This window comes from Cellulomonas sp. P5_C5 (assembly GCF_054049655.1).
In genome coordinates this window covers 68854-86197 of sequence record NZ_JBFULY010000004.1, presented here as the reverse complement: position 1 = coordinate 86197, position 17344 = coordinate 68854, and the positions used below count along the sequence as shown (strand labels likewise).

The window sequence follows — 17344 nt, the reverse complement described above, 5'->3', positions numbered from 1 at the left end:
ACCGACCAGCCCCGTTGGTCGGCCCACTGTCTCACGGGCCGTCGGGCGTGTCCCGGTCACGATCGAGCGACTCTGGTGTCGCATTCAGAGCATCATGGCTAGCCTGACCATGGGCTCGCGCTGTTCGTCGGGGGAAACGCAGCCGTTCGGGGGCACGTCGATGGTCGGTATCCAGAACACGCCTGTCACCGTGGTGAGACGCGGGGACGCGGCCGGGCGCGGGTGGATCCATCGGTACGTCCGGCGACTGCGGCTGGCCGACCTTCTGGCGATCTCCGTCGCCATCGCGGTGGCGTACCTCGTCCGGTACGAGATGGGTGCGAGATCGCCGACCGTCGATGGCGACTTTTCGCCGAGCTACCTGGTCGTCTCCGTCGTCCTGATCGGGCTGTGGTTCCTTGCGCTCGCGGCATCCCATGCCTGGGACCGGCGGCTGCTCGGGGTCGGGTCGGCTGAGTTCTCGGCGGTCTTCGGAGCGACGTGGCGCTTGTTCGCGGTCGTCGCGATCGTGGCCTACCTCGCCAAGATGGAGGTCGGCCGCGCCTTCCTCGCCATCGCCTTCCCGCTCGGGCTCTCGCTGCTCCTGCTCGAGCGGTTGGCCTCGCGGCGATGGCTGCACGTGCAGCGTGCGCGCGGCCGGTGTCTCACCCCTGTTCTCGTGATCGGCCACCGTCGGCAGGCCGAGGTGCTCATCCGAGAGCTCGATGCGGATGCCGGAGCCGGCCTGGGAGTTGTCGGCGTCTGCGTGCCTGGGGGTGAGTCGCGGCCGGGCGAGGAGCTGCTAGGTGTGCCGGTGGTCGGTGACCTCGAGCACGCGGCCGAGAGCGCGGCTGCGGTCGGCGCGCGCGTCGTGGCCGTCACCGGCGCAGACGAGCTCACGGCAGGTGTCGTCCGCCAGCTGGGTTGGGACCTGGAGGACAGCGGCGCCGATCTCCTGGTCGGGGGCGCCCTGACCGACATCGCCGGGCCGCGCATCCATGTGACACCCGTCGCCGGCCTGCCACTCATGCAGATCGACGCACCTCGGTTCACGGGTCCCAAGTACGTCGTGAAGACGACGTCCGACTGGATCGGCGCCCTGATCCTGACGATCGTGCTGAGCCCCGTCCTGCTCGGGGTCGCGTTGGCCGTGCGGCTCAGCGGTCCCGGTCCCGTCCTCTTCCGTCAAGATCGCGTCGGTCGAGCTGGTGGCACATTCCGGATGCTCAAGTTCCGCACGATGGTCGAGGACGCGTCGTTCCACGTCGAGGAGGCGATGGAGGGCGGGCGTTCCGGGCTGTACTACAAACGTCGCGACGACCCTCGTGTGACTCGTGTCGGACTTGTCCTGCGTCGGTACTCATTGGACGAGCTCCCCCAGCTGTTCAACGTGCTGAAGGGGGAGATGAGCCTGGTTGGACCGCGCCCGCAGGTGAACAGCGAGGTTGCGCTCTACGACCGGACGGCGCACCGGAGGCTTCTGGTGAAGCCGGGCCTGACCGGGCTCTGGCAGGTCTCTGGCAGGTCTGAGCTCTCGCCAGACGAGTCAATTCGCAAGGACGTCTACTACGTAGAGAACTGGACCCTCTTTGGGGACGTGCTGATCGTGGCGCGCACTGCGCGCGCAGTGCTTGCGGGTCGAGGGGCGTACTGACCTGATCAGCGCCGTCTCCAGAAGACTGCCGCTGCGCGGTCTCGGCGCCGGGTGTCCAGCGAGGGTCGCGCAGCTCTAGTCCGGGGCTTCCGGAGCTCTGATCTCGCCTGTGGATAATCGAGCCAGGAAGGCGTGCGGATGCGACGAAACACGGTGCTCGTCAGCGGAGGCGCCGGGTTCATAGGTTCGGCGATCTCACCGGCGCTCGCCGACAGCTTCGAGCGCGTGGTGGCGGTCGACAGTCTCCACCCGCAGGTGCACGCGAGCAGCGCGCGGCCACAGGGCCTGGACTTACGCGTCGACCTGCACGTTGCAGACGTGACCGACCCGTCGTGCTGGGACGAAGTCCTGGCCGACGTGCGCCCCGACGTCGTGGTGCATCTCGCGGCAGAGACAGGGACTGCGCAGTCCCTGACGGAGGCTTCGCGGCACGCGCTTGTCAACGTCGTCGGCACCACCCAGATGCTCGACGCGCTTGTGCGCCTTGACGCGATGCCTGCCCGGATCGTCCTGACGAGCAGCCGCGCGGTCTACGGCGAAGGCGCCTGGCGGCGACGAGGAGGGCAGCTCTTCTACCCAGGTCAGCGCATGGCCCCCGCCCTCGAGGCCGGGCGGTGGGATTTTCACGACGCCCAGCCGATCGCCATGTCGGCCTCCGACGTCGATCCGGCGCCGGTCAGCGTCTACGGCGCCACCAAGCTCGCGCAGGAGCACATCCTCACCGCCTGGGCGAAGGCGGTGGAAGTCGAGCCCGTCATCCTGAGGCTGCAGAACGTCTACGGGCCCGGGCAGTCGCTGAGCAACCCGTACACCGGCATCTTGTCGCTCTTCTGCCGTCAGGCGAAGCGCGGCCTATCCATCTCGCTGTACGAAGACGGTCAGGTTCGACGCGACTTCGTCCTCATCGACGATGTCGCGCGCGCGGTCGTCTCCGCGGTGCTTGCCGATGCGCCCGGGGCCTGTCCGATCGACATCGGCTCGGGCGAGCAGCAGACGATCGCGAGAGCCGCCGAGCTCATCGCAGCGCACTACGGTGCGCCCGCCCCACATGTCACGGGCCAGTTCCGCCAGGGCGACGTGCGTCACGCGTGGGCGGACGTCTCTCGTGCCGACCAGGTTCTGGGATGGACCCCGCAGTTCGACCTCGAGGCCGGTGTGGCGCGGCTCGTCGCCTGGATCGACAGTCAGACGGGCGATGGCGGCGACACCCCCGCGTGATAGCTGATCAACGCCGTGGGGCCGAGGGCTGCGTGTGTGCGCGAAGTCGAGAGGCCGACTTGAAGTCTCGTCGCGCTGGAGGTGCACGGGTCACCGCGTGCGCCGTCGGTGAAGGTGTCGCGGCGTAATCGTGCGAGCAGCCACCCTGACTCTCAGGGAAGGCATCCGGCCTCAAGTTCGGCGCGTAGCATGCCGATCCGCAGTCGTCCGTCCGGATGGCCGGACGTCTGGGGGTGGTGTCGTGATGCACCCTGCCCTGCCCCGCCACCGCCGGATCGCCCGCGGCGATCGTGGTGCCGCCCGGACGGCGGGCCTCGTGTGCGCAGCCGCAGGCGTCACCGTCCTCGGGCTCGGCGGGTGGCTCGCGGTCGACGCCGTGCAGGCCGCCGACGCGCTCCAGGCGGCCAAGGGCGACGTGCAGCAGCTCCAGGCCGAGGTCACGGCCGGCGATCGCGCGGCCGCCGACGCCTCGCTCGTGCGACTGCAGAGCAACGCCGCGCGGGCGGCCCGTGCGACGACCGGGCCGGCGTGGAGCGTCGCCGGGGTCCTGCCCTGGGTGGGTGTGAACTCGCGCGCGGTCCAGTCGGTCGCGGACGCGGTCGACGACCTCGCCCAGGACGCGCTGCCCGCCCTCATGGAGGCGACGTCGATGGTCGACCCCTCGGCGCTCGCGCCCGTGGACGGTCGGATCGACATCGCACCGCTGGCGGCGGCGGCCCCCGCGGTCGTGGCCGCGGACCACGCGGTGCGAGGCGCGACGGACCAGCTGGACGCCATCGACACCTCGACCCTCCTCGGGGTGGTGGCACAGCCCGTCGAGCTGCTCCGGGACCAGCTCGCGGACGTGGCCTCGACGACGGCCACCGCGGCTCGCGCGGCGCAGCTGGTGCCGGCGATGCTGGGTGCCGACGGCCCGCGCGACTACCTGGTGCTCGTGCAGAACAACGCGGAGCAGCGGGCGACGGGCGGCATGCCCGGATCGGTGCTCCACCTGCGGACTGACAACGGGGCGGTCCAGGTCGTCGACGCCCGCGCGGCGGGGAGCCTCAGCGGGCTGGCGGAGCCGGTGCTGCCGCTCAGCGAGGCCGAGGGTGCCGTGTACGGCCCGGAGCTCGGCACCGACATGCGCGACGTGAACTTCACGCCGGACTTCCCGCGGTCGGGGGCGCTGGCCAAGGGCATCTGGGAGGCCGAGGTCGGTGGGCACATCGACGGTGTGCTGTCCGTGGACCCCGGGGCGCTCGCGCTGATGCTCTCGGCGACCGGACCCGTGACGCTCTCCGACGGCTCGACGCTCTCGGGCGAGGACGCCGTGGCGACGCTGCTCAACACCGTCTACCTCGACAAGCCCGACCCGGCGGACCAGGACGCGTATTTCGCCGATGCTGCGCAGGCCGCGTTCGGTGCCCTCGTGTCCGGCCAGGGGTCGCCCACCGCRGTCATGGACGCGCTCGCGGAGGCCGCCCGCCAGGGGCGGCTCCTGGTGTGGTCGGCCGACGAGGGCGAGCAGGAGCGGCTGCGCGGCACGGTCCTCAGCGGCGAGCTGCGTGGTGTCGACGGTGACTCGCCCGTGATCGGCGTCTACCTGAACGACGGGACGCAGGCCAAGCTCGGCTACTACCTCGACCTCGACGTGGCCGCGGAGGCGACCGAGTGCCGTCCCGACGGGTCGCAGGTGGTGCACCTGTCGGTGTCGCTGACGTCGACCGCACCCGCCGACGCGGCCACCCTTCCGGCCTACCTCGTCGGGCTCGACGACCTCGTCCCGCTCGGAGATATTCGGACGAACGTGATGATCTACGCGCCTTTCGCGGGTGCCTTCTCGGGCGTGCGGGTGAATTCAGAGACTCAAGGGCTGTTCTCGCAGGTGCACGACGGTCTGGCATTAGGTGCTCGGACATTCACGCTGAAACCGGGCGAGAGCGCCACCCTGGAGATGGAGATCACCACAGGAATGCGACAGCCGGGTTCCGTGCATATTCGATCGACGCCGACCGCCCGGCAATCGGGTGACGCAGTCGTTGCTTCCGCGTGCATTGACTAGGCCTTATGGTTTCCCCCAGCACCTTGTGCAACTCCAGTCACACCACTTCCAGGGGGACACCCATGAATATCCGTCGCACCGCTCTGGTTGCTGTCGCTGCCGTTGCACTCGTCCTTGCCCCGACCGCCGCGCAGGCGTACGGCGCAGGTGACTACTCGAACACCGGCACCGTGTCGAACGCGTCGTCCGGCGGCTTCACGGTCTCCCTGAAGGGCCCGGCCAACGCCCCGGTCGCGCTCGAGGTTCGCAGCGAGACCGTGGCCAGCGCCGACATCAACATCGCCGGCTCGAAGACGCTGACCAAGACGACCGATGCTGCGGGCAACGTGTCGTTCCAGGTCACGGTCGGCGCCGCGGGCACCTACACCGTCGTCGCCACCGACCCGGCCGGAGCGATCCTCAGCTCGCAGACCGTGCAGGCCGGCACCTCCACGGGCACGGCCGGCCAGCTGAGCTCGACCGGGAGCAACGCGCTCCCGATCGCCCTCGGCGCCGGTGCGCTCGTCCTCGTCGGCGCCGGTGGCGTCGTCCTGGCGCGTCGTCGTGGGGCCGTCCAGGCCGCCTGACCGACCCAGCTCCTCGACGAGCCCCGCACCCTTCTGGGTGCGGGGCTCGTTGCTGTCCGGGGCGGTCCAGGTGGCCACCCGACCCGGAAGCTACGTGCGGCCCAGCCCGGCGGCTGCGGACCGCAGGGGGCACAGGCCCMGGTCGGTCCTGCGGATCCCCACGGGTCTACCGGGCGGTCGACAGGCGAGGCCGGCAGGGATGCTGCGGACAGCGCCGGCGTGACGCCGCCCGCACAACCGCTAGCCGGGTCTCGGCGCCGTGCCGCTGGGTGCCCGAGAAGCCTGGCCGACCCCCGTCACCCGGCGCTGAGCCAGGGGGACCACCGCGTGCAGGGACCGCACCGTGAGGACCGCTCCGAGCGGCCGGCGGCGCACCCGGGGGATTGCCCCGCGCTGGACCGCACCGTGGTGGTCGCTCCGAGCAGCCGCGTGCGCACCGTCCGCCGAGCGCTCCGGACGGCCCGTGCGGGGCCGCACCCTGACGTCGTGCAGCCGGACCGCCGCGGACGTCACGGCACCCTCAGCCGCCGTTCCTGGTCAGCCCAGCGAACGAGGACGGCCCGGAGAAACGACAGCAGCCCCGGACCCGTGGAGGGTCCGGGGCTGCTGTCTCGTGGAGCTCAGACGCGGGGCTGCTGCTGCTGGAACTCGCGCAGCTGGGTCTCGCTGAGCGAGTCGCCCGGCCACAGGGCCGTCGTCGGACCCGCCTGCGTGCCCTCCAGGGCCTTGGGCGTCCGGGGCGCCGGCTTGCGTCGCCTGCCGCCGCCACGACCGGCATCTGCCGAGGTCGCAGGCGTGGGGGAGTAGTCGTAGTAGGCGTACTGGTCGCTCTGCTTGCGCTTCTGACGGTTCACGACGATGCCGAGGATCCGGGCGCCGACGGTCTCCAGCGCACCGACCGACTCCGCCAGCTGGTTGCGGTGCAGCTTGTTGGCGCCGACCACGAGCAGGGCGCCGCCGGTCAGCTTGGACAGGATCGCCGCGTCGGTGACGGGCAGCAGCGGAGCGGTGTCGACGATGACGACGTCGTACAGCTCCGTGAGCTTCTCGAGCAGGCGGGCCATGGCCAGCGACCCGAGCAGCTCGCTCGGGTTGGGCGGCACCTGACCCGACGGGAGCACGTGCAGGTAGCCGTTGCCCCAGGGCTGGATGACGTCCTCCACGCTCGCGCGGCCGATGAGCACCGTCGTGAGGCCGACGTTGCCCTCGAGCCCCATGTACTTGGCGACCGACGGGCGACGCAGGTCGGCGTCGACGAGGGCCACGCGCGTCCCGGCGTCGGCGAGGCTGATCGCGACGTTGATCGAGGTCGTGGACTTGCCCTCACCGGGCAGCGACGACGTGACCACGATCGACTGCGGACGGTCGGCGATGTCGAGGAACTGCAGGTTGGTGCGGAGGCGTCGGAACGCCTCGGACCGCTGGCTGTGGGGGCTGCTCTGCACGATGAGCGGCTGCAGGGCGGCGTCCTGGTCGTCGGGGATCGTGCCGATCACGGAGGTGTCGGTGACCCGCGCGACGTCCACGTCGGACCGGACCCGGGTGTCCAGCACGGCACGGAGCACGGCGACGCCCACGCCGAGCGCGAGCCCGACCAGCAGGCCGAGCGCGATGTTGAGCTTGAGGTTCGGCGACGACGGGGCCTCCGGGGAGACGGCGTCGCGGACGACCGAGATCTTGACCGCGGAGGGCTCACCGGTGCTCGGGGTCTCCAGCTCGGCGATGACGTCCTTGAACTGCCGCGCGATCGCGTCGGCGGTCGCGGCTGCCATCGCCGGGCTCTCGTCGCTCACCGTGACGTTGATGAGGGAGGTGTTGAGCGGGGAGCTCGCGCTGACCCGGGACGCCAGGGCCTCGGTCCGGGGCGCGAGGGCGAGCTCCTCGATCACGGGCTGCAGGACGAGCGGGCTGGTGACCAGCTGCGTGTAGGAGCTGACCTGCTGGCGGGTGAAGTTGGAGCCCTGGAGGAGGTCGCCCGACGATTCGCCCGCCTTGACAGAGACGTAGAGCTGTGTCGTGGCCTCGTACAGCGGCTTGGTCACCAGCGAGGCCGCCACGGCGAGCGCAGTGCCCAGCACAGCGAATACGGCGATGGACAGCCAGCGCTTGCGCAGAATGCCCCAATAGTCCTGTAGCTCCACGGCCCTTTTCTCCCTGCTTTGCTTTACCCGGTAAAACAGTGTCTCATGCGCATGATCACCCGCATGCTCCGGGTGAATTTTGAGCCGGCCGTCGTGCGTGACGCACGTATAAGCGCTGAGCGCTCAGTTATCGGTCCGGCGCGCCGATGTATTCTCGGGCGCAGTCTTCTCACGGCGCCTGACGTCGGTAAAACGGACATCGGGGGAATTACGTGACGGAATCAGACACGCGCGCCAGCACGCTGGCATTCGTGCCCCAGCAGCTGACCCGTTCGACCGTCCCCCCGACTATCGTCACAAATCCCCGCTGGCATGAGGTCGCGGGACGCCTCTGGGTCACCGACCTCGCCGCGGTCACGGTCTCCGTAGCCGTCGCCTACCTCGTCCGGTTCGACGTCCAGGGCCTGCCCTCCGTCTCCGGCTCCTTCTCGCCGTCGTACCTGTCCGTGTCCGTGACGCTCGCCGTCGCGTGGCTCGCCGCGCTGGCGCTGGGCCGCACCCGCGACCGCCGGGTGCTCGGGAGCGGCTCCACGGAGTTCGCCCGCGTCTTCGACGTGACCTGGCGCCTGTTCGCGACCGTCGCCGTGATCGCCTACCTGCTCCGCATGGAGATCGGCCGCGGCTACCTCGGCTTCGCCGCCCCGCTCGGCCTCGGCCTCCTGCTCGCCGGGCGCGCGTTCTGGCGGCGGTGGCTGCACCAGCAGCGCGAGGCCGGGTCGTACCAGTCCGGCATCCTCGTCATCGGCCACCGGGACCAGGCCGCCCGCCTGATCGGCCAGCTGCACCAGAACCCGAGCGCCGGGTACGCCGTCCTCGGCGTCTGCGTGCCGAGCGGGGAGATCGTCCCCGGCGAGCTCATCGGTGGCGTCCCCGTGCTCGGCTCGATGGACCGTGCCGCCGACGTCGCGGCGACCATCGGTGCGTCCGCGGTCGCCGTCACCGGCTCCGACGCGATCACCGCCGACACGGTCCGCCAGCTCGGCTGGGACCTCGAGGGCAAGGGCATCGACCTCGCGCTGACCCTGGCCCTCGTCGACGTCGCCGGACCGCGCGTCCTGATGCGGCCCGTCAGCGGGCTCCCGCTGATGTACGTCGACGAGGCGCGCTTCACCGGCGGCAAGTACATCGCCAAGTCGCTGTTCGACGGGGTGATGGCCGTGCTGATCACCCTCGTCCTGCTCCCCGTGCTCGCCGGCGTCGCGATCTGCGTCCGCGCCACCAGCCCCGGGCCGGTGCTCTACCGGCAGGAGCGCATCGGCAAGGACGGCAAGCGGTTCCGGATCTTCAAGTTCCGCACCATGGTCGTCGGCGCCGACAAGCGCCTCGCCCAGGTGCTGGCCGACCAAGGCGTCACCTCCGTCGGCATGTTCTACAAGCCGAAGAACGACCCCCGCGTGACCCCCGTCGGCAAGTTCCTGCGCCGCACGTCCCTCGACGAGCTCCCGCAGCTGTTCAACGTCCTCCTCGGTGACATGAGCCTCGTCGGCCCTCGCCCGCAGATCGACGCCGAGGTCGCCACGTACGACCGCACCGCGCACCGGCGACTCCTGGTCAAGCCCGGCCTGACCGGGCTGTGGCAGGTCTCCGGCCGGTCCGGCCTCACCCCCGAGGACGGCATCCGCCTCGACGTCAGCTACGTCGAGAACTGGACCCTCGTCGGCGACCTCACGATCCTCGCGCGCACCGCGAAGGCCATCGTCCGCGGCGACGGCGCGTTCTGATCCGCCCCGCGGACGACACGCCCCCAACCCCTCAGCAAGGAAGACAGCCAGCAGATGCGTGACCTGATCGTGCACGAGTGGATCTCGCCGACCGGCGGTTCGGAGAAGGTTCTGGACCGGATGGTGGGCGTCCTTCCCGATGCCCAGGTGGTGTGCCTCTGGGACGACGACCCGGGCCGTTACCCCGGCAGGGACGTCGCCGAGTCGTGGGTAGCCAAGACGCCGCTGCGCGGGCGCAAGGCGCTCTCCATCCCGGCGTCGCTCGCAGCCTGGCGCACGCTGGACGTCGGTGAGGTCGACCGGATCGTCGTCAGCTCGCACGCCTTCGCGCATCATGCCCGTCCCCTGCGGCGCGCGGCCGGCGCGCAGAAGTTCGTGTACGTGCACACCCCTGCGCGCTACCTGTGGGCGCCCGAGCTCGACGTGCGAGGCTCGGGCACCGCTGTGCGTGCGGTCTCACCCCTGCTGCGCGGTATCGACCGACGCCGGGCGAGCGAGCCCAGCTCCATCGCCGCGAACAGCCGTTATGTGCGGGATCGCATCCGCGACGCCTGGGACCGCGACGCCGACGTCATCTACCCGCCCGTCGACGTCGAGCGGATCCAGGCCGTCGCCGACTGGCGCGACGAGCTCGGCGCCGACGACCTCGCCGTGCTGGACTCGCTGCMTGACGTGTACCTCGTCGGGGCGTCGCGGTTCGTTGCCTACAAGCGGCTCGACCTCGTGATCGCCGCGGGAGAGGCGTCCGGGCTCCCGGTGGTCATCGCCGGCTCYGGACCGGAGGAGGCGCGTCTCCGTGAGCGTGCCGCCGGGTCGACCGTGCCGGTCGTGTTCGTCCACCGCCCGTCCGACGCGCTCCTGTTCGCGCTGCTCCAGCAGGCCGTCGCTTTCGTCTTCCCGGCCGTCGAGGACTTCGGGATCATCCCTGTCGAGGCCATGGCCACCGGCACGCCCGTCGTCGCCAACGCACTCGGCGGTGCGCCCGAGAGCGTCTCGGCACCACTCGGCGGTGCCGTGGTGGAGTCGTTCTCCCCGGCCGAGCTGTCCCGCGCCGTGTCTGCTGCGGCCGGCCTCGACCGCCGTCTCGTCGCTGCGCACGCACGCCGCTTCTCGGCGGCGCGGTTCGACGCCGAGCTCGGACGTTGGCTCGCCGGCGGGGTCATCGACGTCGACCGTGCGACGGCGCTGAGCGGGGCTGCCGCGTGACGGCCGTTGACGAGGTGCGTCCCGTCGGCGTCCTTTCAGGCACGTACCTCTGGGACGACAGGTGGAGAGGTCACCATGGCATCGCCCGATTCAGCACCGAGGTCGCGAGTCGGCTCCAGCCCGCTCGCAGGCTCACCTCGGAGCGCGTGCGGCCCGCGAGCCCGTTCGACCCTGTCTATCTTCGGCTTGCCACCGCGAGACTCGGCCACGACCTGTTCGTCACGCCGGGGTTCAACGCCGTCCCCGGGGCCGGTGTCCGACAGATCCTCACACTGCACGACCTGATCCATGTCCGGTACGCCGACGAGTCCGGCAAGCTCAAGGCGACGTACTACGAGCGCATTGTCCGGCCCGCCGTCGTGCGCGCCGGGCTGGTGATGACGGTCTCGGAAACGTCACGGGCAGACATCCTCGACTGGACAGGTCTGGACCCGGCCCAGGTCGTGAACGTCGGGAATGGCTGCTCGATGCCCGTCGCCGTCGACGACGCGGCGTCCTCGAACCGTTCGGCGGCCCGGCCGACGGTGCTCTTCGTCGGCAACGATCGTCCGCACAAGCGGGTCGACCTCCTGGTCGCCGTCGGAAGCCTGCTACCCGCTGACGTGCGGATGGTCGTGGTCGGGGTCAGCGAGCGAGCGCTCGCGGAGCACTGCTCGGCCGTCGGGGTGAGCACGTCGAGGTTCGAACTTCGGTCGGGGCTGACGGACCGCGAGTTGCGCGATGTCTACGACGCGGCGGACTGCTTGCTGTTCCCGTCGGACTTCGAGGGGTTCGGTCTGCCAGCACTCGAGGCGATGGCTCGTCGAACGGCGGTGGTCTACTGCTGCACCGCTGTCGGCGAAGTCGTCGGCGACCTCGGGTTCCGGGCCGAGCCGGACGCCGCCGCGCTCGCGGGCGCCGTCACCCGCGCGATCGGTGCGCGGGACGACCTGGGATCCCGGCTGACCGCCCGCGCACTCACGTTCGACTGGGACAGGGTTGCCGCACGGGTCGGCTCTGCGATCGAGAGCGGGCTCAATCGATGAAGGTCCTCTTCGTGAGCCACACGGCCTCTGGCGGGATCTTTCGCGTCGGGAGCCACCATCTCTCCCGCGAGCTCGCTCGGGCGGGGCACGAGGTGGGACACATGTCGACGCCTGTCTCGCCGGTGCACCGCGCGCGCGGCCGGGAGGAGGACGTCGCACGGTTGCGCCTCGCCTTCCAGGGGCCCCTGCGCGACGAGGATGGCGTGCTCCAGTACGTGCCGCGGATCGCGGTGCCCCTGACGATGTCGAGCGGAAGATCGGCGCTCAAGCGTGCGGTCGCGCACATCGGGTTCCGCGACGCGGACGTCCTGCTCGTCGACCAGCCGCTCATGGCGGCCGCGACGTCGGCCGCGCCGACCGCCAAGCTCGTCTACCGCCCGACGGACACCTACCACGGGGACCCTCAGCTCCGACGTCAGTCGATCCTGCGCGACTCTGCGGACGGGATCGTCGCGACCTCGCAGCATGTCCTGACCAGCCTGGGAACGATTCCCGCCCGCGTCCCCACGCTGGTGCTGCCGAACGGCGTGGAGCTGGAGCCGTTCGTCGCGGCCTCCGCTGAGCAGCGCACAGGGTCGGTCTACGTGGGCGCCATCGACCACAGGTTCGACTGGGACGCGGTCGTGGCCATCGCGAACGCCTCGCAGCAGCACGCAGTCCGTCTCGCAGGCCCCGTCGTGGGTCCGGTACCGCGACTCCCGGACAATGTGGAGCTGCTCGGAGCGGTGGACTATGCGAACGTCCCGTCCTTGCTGGCCGGCGCACGCGTGGGTCTGCTGCCCTTTAACGACTCCGACGTCAACCGCGGTCGCAGTCCGATGAAGTTCTACGAGTACTGCGCGGCGGGGCTGCACATCGTCGCTCGCAGCACGGCAGAGCTCGGCACCCGCAGTGCCCACGACGTGGCGACCTACGAGAGCCCTTCCGACGCGGCGCGGCACGTCCTGGCAGCGCTAGATCGCGCCGAACCCAGCAGCGACAACGTCCTGGCCGCACGAGAGCAGGACTGGTCGCGGGTCGCGGGCCGACTGGTCGACTTCCTGGAAGGGCTGTCCTGATGAGCAGTCAGCACCACGTCGGTATGACGTCAGCCCGCGCCGAGCCGTCGTCGTCGCGCAGCGGCGCAGATCTCGTCGTCGTCGCCGCCACCGAGTTCGACGGGGGCGCGGAGCGCTACATCGTCCGCATGCTCGAGGGCATGGCCGCCATCGGGGCGGACGCTGCCCTGGCCGGCTCGCTGGTTCCTCACGTGTCGGGCGCCGTCGTCCAGCTTCCCCTCGAGCTCGGGCCCAAGTGGCGACTCCGAGCGATGCTCGGTGGCCTCGCCCGTGCGCCGATGGAGCTGCGTCGAGTCCACCGCCTCGCCGCCACCACGACGACGCAGGCCTACAACGTGCACTTCAAGCGTGAGCAGGTCCTCTTCACCCGGGCGCTCGCCCGGAGCGCGAAGGTGGCGTGGGTCGAGCACGGGACCTTCCCGGCCGGGCTCTTCGGAACGTTCCTCACCCCGTTCTATCGGCGGGCAGCCCGACATGCCCACGTCATCGTGTGCGTGTCGGAGCGCACCGCGACGAGCATCCGGGCCGTCGTCGGCGATCGCGGCCCCGTGGTCGTCGTCCCGACAGGGCTCGACGTCTCGCGCCGCGCGGTGACCGATCCGCCCACCCGTGCGGCGGCTCGCGCTCTGCTCGGTGCTCCGGACGGCCTTGTCGCCGCGTACGTCGGTCGTCTCGAGCCGGGAAAGCGGCCCGCCACGGCGATCGAGGGTGCGCTGCTCGCGGGCGCAACCGTGCTGGTCGCCGGCGAGGGAGCGCTCCGCGGCGACCTCGAGGCCGCATTCGCTGGCCGTCCGGTGATGTTCCTCGGACAACTCCCGGACGCGAGCGTCGTCTACCAGGCGTCGGACGTCCATCTGTTCCCCTCCGACGGTCGGGGCGAAGGCTTCCCGACGGTTCTCCTGGAGGCAGCCCTGCATGGGGTCCCGAGTGTCGTGGCCGCCGACTCTGGGTCGAAGGAGACGGCTGAGGAGGGGTGCGGCGTCGTCGCCGGCGCGACAGCGGTCGACTTCGCGGCCGCGATCCAGCGAGTCGTCGACGGTGGGCACGAGTATCGCGACGCTGCTGTCGAATGGGTCGAGGGGTACAGCCTCCGGCGCTGGCTCGATGGCCTGCGTCGGGCATTCGGAGTCGACCAGTGACGCCGTTGACCGGGTCCTCGAGCGCGGTGCGCCATGGGTGATCGGTTCGCTCTCCGCGATGCGTCGGCCGTGTTCGGCGGGCTGATCGCCCTCGTCGCGCTCGTCCTCGTCGGCGTGACGGGAGCGCGCATGACCGAGGTCGCGATCGTCGTCGTCGGCGTGGTCGTCGCTGCGTGCGCGCTGCGCGCCTCGGTCAACTTCGCGCTCGGTGGCTTGATCCTGGCCATGGGTCTGCTGGCTGTCTCCCGCTCGGTCATAGCGCCCGACCTGCTGGTGAGCAACGCCCCCGTCGTGGCGACGCTCGTCGTCCTCGGCGGCATGGTGCTCGACCGCGGCCGACTGGTCATCCCGCGAGGCTTCGTCGCCATCCTCGTCCTGTGCTCGAGCCTGGTCGTCGCGACAGCGCTCACGGGTGACGGCATCCGGTTCGCCAGGATGATCGGTATCTGCTCGGCGTGGGTCGTCATGGTCGTCGCCGCGGCGTCCCTCGGCCGCGAGGACCGGCGAAGGCTCCTCGTGTTCCTCATCGCTCTCGGGGTTGCCGAGGCTGTGATCTGCGTCGCCGAGACGATCGGTGCGCTGGACGCCCTGCGCACGCGCGTCTCGGCAGACGTCGACGGTATCTACAGCCTGCGGGACAACACCGTGCTGCCGATGGCGGGCAACCGCGGCCAGGGAACCCTTGGCTACCCACTGCCGCTCGGCCATATCCTGGCCATCCTCGCCGCCCTGGCAGTACACGACCGGGACCTTCGGCCCGGGCTCAAGGCCGTCGCCGTTCCGGTCCTGCTGCTGGGCATGCTGTGCACCGGTTCGCGGTCGGCGATGATCACCGCCGCTGTCGGGGTCGTCGTCGGGATGCAACTCCGTCGAAGCTCGGCCGCGCGCGCTCTGATCGTTACAGGGATCGCTGTCGCACTGGGCTGGATGGGCTATGCGTTCTTCCGGGCGTCGCAGTCGAGCTCCGACTTCTCGCTCGTGCACCGCTTGGAGGTCGTCGAGTCGGTGTTTGGGATGGCCCGCCTGCCTGTGCTGCAGGTTCTCCTGGGATCCGGCTACGACGCGCACAACTCGCTCTTCGCGGCCGGTGTGCTTGTCACGACGGGTACCAGTGCACCGGACAACGCGTACGTCATGTCGCTCATCACGGGCGGTCTGGTCGGACTTGCGGCGCTCGTGACTGTGATCGTCCGCGCGCTCGTCGTCGCGACGCCCCAGCTACGTGGAGCCATCGCCGCAAGCGCTTGCTCCTTCCTTTTCTACGACACCCTCTGGTGGCATTTCGCCGCTGCACTCTTCTGGATACTCGTCGGACTGGGGTTGACGTCGAGAGGTCTGCGGGCGCCCGCCGCGACCGTGGACACCGCGGAGACTGCACCCGCACCGGTGCTTCGCCAGACCGCCCTGACGATGGGCGGTCGACTGTGAACTTCCGAGGGCACAAGCGGGTTGCGAGCCTGATCCTGGTCTCAGCCGTCGCCGGTGTCTCGCCGCTCATCGCGCTCCCCGCGGTCACGGCGAGCTATGGGGCTACGGCGTGGGCGTCGATCGCCATCGCACAGGCAGTCGGGAGCGCGTTCGGCGTCATTGCGGAGCTCGGATGGGGTGTGAACGGGCCGCAAGCAGTTGCGCGGTCGGGCGCTGCCAGTGCGCGGAGGACCTTCGGCCTCGCCGTCATCACGCGAGCACTCGTCGCACTGCCGTTGATGCTGGTGGCAGGGGCTCTCGCCTTGATCGTCGTGGTCGACCACCAGGGGACTGCCTTCCTCTGCGCGTCCGCGTCCGTGGCGGCAGGCCTCAGTTCGACGTGGTTCTTCGTCGGTCGCGGACGGCCGCACGTCCTTCTTGCCACGGACGCGCTCCCCAGGCTCGTGCTGGTCTCGCTCTCTGCCATCTGGATCCGTGACGGCGGCGGCCTGGCCAGCTACGGAGCCGCACTGCTGCTGTCGAGCCTGGTGTCGCCTCTGCTCGGCGCCGCACTGGTGCGCGCCGACTTCCGGTTCGTGTTGTCAATGGGGCGACGTCGTGTCATCACGGTGCTGCTCGCCCAATCGGTTCCCACCCGAGGAAGGGTTGCAGGCGCGATCTACCTGGCGTTTCCGACGATCCTCCTAGGAGTCGTCGCCCCGGGAGCCGTAGCCGCATTTGCTGCGACCGATCGCCTCCAGCGGATCGTTCACACCATTCTTCAGTCCGTGCCGAGCGCGCTCCAGAGCTGGGTCGGCCTACCGGTAGGGCGGTCGGACCGGATCCAGCGATCTCGTCGTGCCATCCTGATCTGCCTGTGCATGGGCGTCGCCGCCGGTGTCGCGTTCGCCCTCCTGGCGCCGTGGGTCAGTGGCGTGCTGTTCTCCGACTCGGTGCACCTCTCCTACCCGTTGACGGCAGTCGCCGGCCTGGTCATCGCGCTCTCGTGCGTGTCGCGGGGCGTTGGCGGCATCGGTCTCGTGGTGCTTCGCCGACTCGGTGACCTGAGCCGGAGTGCGACGGTGGGCCTGATCGCAGGAGTGCCTGCGATCCTGCTCCTGGGTTCTGCAGGGGGAGCGCTCGGCGCGATGTGCGGTGAGCTTGTCGCGGAGGCATCCGCGTTGGTCGTGCAGATCCGCGCGTACCGGCGGGGGAGTCGGGACGAGGCGACCCTGGCGCCCGGCCTCCTCGAGCGAAGCGAGAGTTCACGGCTATGACACTTCTTGCGGTATCGCGCCGGATCATGGGGTCGTTGCGCGATCGACTGGACCGAGCCGTCGGACACCTACGCGCGGTGCGTTTCTTCTACTTCGGTCGCACTTCGGCGGGGACGACGATCGAGGAAGGCGTCGTCGTTAGCCTCACGTCGTTTCCAGCTCGCGTCGGGCGGGTGTGGCTGACCGTGTGCAGCCTCCTCGACCAGACGGAGCGCCCCCAGAAGGTCGTCCTGGTGCTGTCACGACCCGAGTTCCCGACCGATGACCTTCCGAGACGCCTCCAGCGCCTCCAGTCGCGAGGCCTGGAGATCCGTTTCGTCGAGGGCAACGCGAGGAGCTACAAGAAGCTCGTCCCTGTGCTCGACGCCTACCCCGACGAGGTCATCGTCACCGCAGATGACGACGTGCTCTATCCGCGGTGGTGGCTGGACAGGCTCGTGTCTGCCCACCGCAGCACTCCGGAGATGATCGTCGGGCATCGTGGGACGGAGATCCTCCTAGACGGGGATCGCGCAGCGGCGCCGTATGTCGACTGGCCCAGGGCCGCGCTCGCGACGGAGCCACATCGAGTTTTCCTCACGGGCGTCGGCGGGATCCTGTACCCGGTCGGGTCGTTGTCGTCCGTCGTGACGGACCAGGAACTGGCGACCGAGCTGTGCCCGACCGCCGACGACATCTGGTTCAAGGCGATGGGACTTCTGCACGGGACGGGTTCGCGATGCATCACGCTGGGCGCGAGAGACTTCCCCTCTGATCGCTCAGCCCAGCGCGTAAGCCTGCGGTCGGTGAACGTCGAGTCCGGGGCGAACGACACACAGTTCTCGGCGGTCATGGACCACTTCGACCTGTGGGAGCGGCTGCGCTGACGGCACGCATCTTCGCCCACATCGGACGGAGATCTGACCTACC

The 17344-nt window shown here is 70.2% G+C and carries 13 protein-coding genes; 12 read left to right on the top strand and 1 reads right to left on the bottom strand.

What is annotated here, in order from left to right:
* Positions 1–94 precede the first annotated feature (94 nt).
* From ACXJKF_RS05180 to ACXJKF_RS05165, 4 genes are all read left to right on the top strand, one after another.
* A complete protein-coding gene (locus ACXJKF_RS05180; protein WP_456786664.1) occupies positions 95–1633 on the top strand; it encodes a sugar transferase in 1539 nt (512 codons plus the stop codon).
* Between the two features lie 138 nt (positions 1634–1771).
* Positions 1772–2851: an NAD-dependent epimerase/dehydratase family protein gene (locus ACXJKF_RS05175; RefSeq protein ID WP_456786663.1), complete on the top strand. Its 1080-nt coding sequence runs from the start codon at positions 1772–1774 to the stop codon at positions 2849–2851.
* A 244-nt stretch (positions 2852–3095) separates the two neighbouring features.
* Positions 3096–4895 carry a DUF4012 domain-containing protein gene (locus ACXJKF_RS05170; RefSeq protein WP_456786830.1) on the top strand — a complete coding sequence of 600 codons (1800 nt, stop codon included), beginning with the start codon at positions 3096–3098 and terminating at the stop codon, positions 4893–4895.
* A gap of 62 nt (positions 4896–4957) precedes the next feature.
* Positions 4958–5461: an LPXTG cell wall anchor domain-containing protein gene (locus tag ACXJKF_RS05165; protein WP_456786662.1), complete on the top strand. Its 504-nt coding sequence runs from the start codon at positions 4958–4960 to the stop codon at positions 5459–5461.
* Positions 5462–6081: 620 nt separating this feature from the next.
* Here ACXJKF_RS05165 and ACXJKF_RS05160 read toward each other — a convergent pair.
* Positions 6082–7602, bottom strand: coding sequence for a polysaccharide biosynthesis tyrosine autokinase (locus ACXJKF_RS05160; RefSeq protein WP_456786661.1), 1521 nt, complete (start codon positions 7600–7602; stop codon positions 6082–6084).
* A gap of 251 nt (positions 7603–7853) precedes the next feature.
* On the opposite strand from ACXJKF_RS05160, the gene ACXJKF_RS05155 reads away from it, so the two are divergent.
* The 8 genes from ACXJKF_RS05155 to ACXJKF_RS05120 all read left to right on the top strand — a co-directional run bounded on the left by ACXJKF_RS05155 (position 7854) and on the right by ACXJKF_RS05120 (position 17301).
* Positions 7854–9323 (top strand): sugar transferase, encoded by a 1470-nt coding sequence (locus ACXJKF_RS05155; RefSeq protein ID WP_456786660.1) that lies wholly within the window; start codon positions 7854–7856, stop codon positions 9321–9323.
* A 54-nt stretch (positions 9324–9377) separates the two neighbouring features.
* Entirely contained in the window at positions 9378–10529 is a 1152-nt protein-coding gene (locus ACXJKF_RS05150) for a glycosyltransferase (protein ID WP_456786658.1), read from the top strand.
* A gap of 146 nt (positions 10530–10675) precedes the next feature.
* Positions 10676–11554 (top strand): glycosyltransferase family 4 protein, encoded by an 879-nt coding sequence (locus ACXJKF_RS05145; RefSeq protein ID WP_456786657.1) that lies wholly within the window; start codon positions 10676–10678, stop codon positions 11552–11554.
* A gap of 101 nt (positions 11555–11655) precedes the next feature.
* A complete protein-coding gene (locus ACXJKF_RS05140) occupies positions 11656–12612 on the top strand; it encodes a glycosyltransferase family protein (protein ID WP_456786656.1) in 957 nt (318 codons plus the stop codon).
* Positions 12613–12635: 23 nt separating this feature from the next.
* Complete coding sequence (locus ACXJKF_RS05135) at positions 12636–13751, top strand: glycosyltransferase family 4 protein (protein ID WP_456786655.1); 1116 nt, start codon at positions 12636–12638, stop codon at positions 13749–13751.
* 129 nt (positions 13752–13880) lie between these two features.
* The gene (locus ACXJKF_RS05130; RefSeq protein WP_456786654.1) at positions 13881–15179 is read left to right on the top strand and encodes an O-antigen ligase family protein; all 1299 of its coding nucleotides are present in this window, start codon (positions 13881–13883) and stop codon (positions 15177–15179) included.
* Complete coding sequence (locus ACXJKF_RS05125) at positions 15176–16435, top strand: lipopolysaccharide biosynthesis protein (protein ID WP_456786653.1); 1260 nt, start codon at positions 15176–15178, stop codon at positions 16433–16435. The genes ACXJKF_RS05130 and ACXJKF_RS05125 overlap by 4 nt, the downstream gene beginning before the upstream one ends.
* Entirely contained in the window at positions 16432–17301 is an 870-nt protein-coding gene (locus ACXJKF_RS05120; protein WP_456786652.1) for a hypothetical protein, read from the top strand. The genes ACXJKF_RS05125 and ACXJKF_RS05120 overlap by 4 nt, the downstream gene beginning before the upstream one ends.
* Positions 17302–17344 lie beyond the last annotated feature (43 nt).

Coding starts and splice junctions, on each gene's coding strand:
- ACXJKF_RS05180 (WP_456786664.1), top strand. CDS start 95: ATGGCTAGCCTGACCATGGGCTCGCGCTGTTCGTCGGGGGAAACGCAG.
- ACXJKF_RS05175 (WP_456786663.1), top strand. CDS start 1,772: ATGCGACGAAACACGGTGCTCGTCAGCGGAGGCGCCGGGTTCATAGGT.
- ACXJKF_RS05165 (WP_456786662.1), top strand. CDS start 4,958: ATGAATATCCGTCGCACCGCTCTGGTTGCTGTCGCTGCCGTTGCACTC.
- ACXJKF_RS05140 (WP_456786656.1), top strand. CDS start 11,656: ATGTCGACGCCTGTCTCGCCGGTGCACCGCGCGCGCGGCCGGGAGGAG.
- ACXJKF_RS05135 (WP_456786655.1), top strand. CDS start 12,636: ATGACGTCAGCCCGCGCCGAGCCGTCGTCGTCGCGCAGCGGCGCAGAT.
- ACXJKF_RS05130 (WP_456786654.1), top strand. CDS start 13,881: ATGACCGAGGTCGCGATCGTCGTCGTCGGCGTGGTCGTCGCTGCGTGC.
- ACXJKF_RS05120 (WP_456786652.1), top strand. CDS start 16,432: ATGACACTTCTTGCGGTATCGCGCCGGATCATGGGGTCGTTGCGCGAT.